Origin of the sequence: Vibrio sp. 10N.222.46.A1 (assembly GCF_041473595.1) — a bacterium.
GTDB lineage: Bacteria > Pseudomonadota > Gammaproteobacteria > Enterobacterales > Vibrionaceae > Vibrio > Vibrio tasmaniensis_A.
Genome location: NZ_JBFRSN010001498.1, coordinates 1 through 1,369 on the forward strand (window position 1 = coordinate 1; position 1,369 = coordinate 1,369).

The 1,369-nt window shown below is 37.1% G+C and carries 1 protein-coding gene; it reads left to right on the top strand.

Annotated features, from left to right (window positions below; translation table 11 throughout):
- The coding region (locus AB4496_RS27635; RefSeq protein WP_372133193.1) for an ABC transporter ATP-binding protein at positions 1 to 1,318 on the top strand (1,318 nt) is incomplete at its 5' end.
- Between the last annotated feature and the right edge of the window lie 51 nt (positions 1,319 to 1,369).

A 1,369-nucleotide genomic window follows, 5' to 3' on the forward strand; every position in this document is an offset into this window, starting at 1 on the left:
GAATGAACTTGCCATAAGTTGCAAAGGCGTAACCAAGACTTATCCAATGTACCATAATCCAAAGGACCGCTTTAAAGAGGCTCTTCACCCATTTAGAAAAGTCTACCATGAAGACTTCTATGCACTTCGAGATGTAAGCTTCGATATCCACAAAGGTGAAACTGTTGGAATAATTGGTCAAAATGGTGCAGGTAAGTCAACACTTCTCAAGATTATCACTGGAGTTCTAACTCCTACATCAGGAGCTTCTCAAGTAAACGGCGTTGTATCATCTATATTGGAGCTAGGAACCGGATTCAATAATGAACTGACTGGAATTGAAAATATTTATGTTAACAGTTCTTTGATGGGAGTGTCTAAAGAAAGTGTCGACAAAAAACTAGATCAGATCATTGCATTTGCAGACATAGGTGATCACATTAATCAACCTGTGCGTGGTTATTCTTCGGGGATGTTTGCACGATTAGCATTTTCTATAGCTATCAGTATTGATCCCGACATACTAATTGTGGATGAGGCATTAGCCGTCGGTGACATGAACTTTCAAGCTAAATGTATGACAGCAATGAAAAGAATTCAAGAGAATGGCACTACTATTCTTTTCGTTAGTCATGATATCAGTAGTGTGAAGAGTTTGTGTGAGAGGGCAATCTACATAAAAAATGGAGTTCTTCATGCTGAAGGTCACGCTGGAGAAGTCGCTGAATTATATATGAGAGAGATGCGAGAGGCACAAAGCGATCGTATTTCTAAAGACCTTGCTGTGGTTGATAAACCCGAACTGAATTCCAATATATTACCACGTGCTGAGCTCAAAGAGACAAGAGATCTAAAGAGCTTAAAAGTGTTTAAGACGCGTGTTGCAGAATTTCGATACGGTTCAGGCGGCGCAAACATAACTTTAGTTGAACTTTTAGACAAGAATGGCGAATTAGTGCATGAGGCTGACTTTAATGAAGAAGTTAGACTAAGAATACATATCGAAAGTGATATAGAAGACAAAGTGAGCGTTAATTTTCAGGTTTTTGATGACAAGAAAATTAATATTATATCAGGAGGTTGCCTTCTTTCTGAGGGGGAGTTAATTGATATAAAGAAAGGAAGTCGTCATATTGTCGATTATGACTTTAGACTTCCATTACAATATAACCATTACTCAATCCAAGCTACAATTACGTCAACACTAGTGGAAAATGTGTCCTATAATTTTATAGATGCAATACCTAATGCCTACTTGTTTAAAGTTAAAGTTAGACCGGAAATAACATTATGGTCCAAAGTTCATGTGTTTCCTAAGTTAACAGTGAAAGAGATTTAGAAAAAATCAGAGGCTACTGTAATTCTAGAGTGATATATAATGGTTGATATA